1 protein-coding gene is annotated in these 520 nt (G+C 49.6%); it reads left to right on the forward strand.

Going from position 1 to position 520, the window contains the following annotated elements; all coding sequences use genetic code 11:
• The coding region (locus KIV40_RS27555; protein ID WP_285352391.1) for a tandem-95 repeat protein at positions 1 to 520 on the forward strand (520 nt) is incomplete at both ends.

Consider the following 520-nt stretch of genomic DNA (forward strand, 5'->3'; position numbering starts at 1 on the left):
GGGTGATGACCTTACTGCCAGCGACCTAACGGTCGATGGCGATGCAACAGTCGTTCAGAACGATGACGGCAGCTTTACGATTACACCGGATGAGAACTTCAACGGTGACATCGATATCAGCTTTGATATCTCTGATGGCACTAATACCGTTCAAGCGTCTGCCGACCTAACAGTTAACCCAGTTAATGATTTACCTGTTCCTCAAGACCAACAGTTCTCTGTTGAAGAAGATGGCACTCTTATCTTCACCGATGCCGACCTACTAACAGGCGCGACAGACATTGAAGGGGACAACCTGACTGTTGAAGGTGTGACCTACGATGGTGGTGACGGTATTCTTACCGATAACGGTAATGGTACTTACACCTTTGCACCGAATGAGAACTTCAACGGCGACGTAAACTTCAGCTTCGATGTCTCTGATGGCACGGACACAGTGTCTGCCGACATCGATGTGAGCGTTACTGCAGTGGATGATGCGCCAGTCTCGGGCGACCTAGCTTACTCAGTGGACGAAGAT

This window comes from Vibrio sp. D173a (assembly GCF_030248475.1).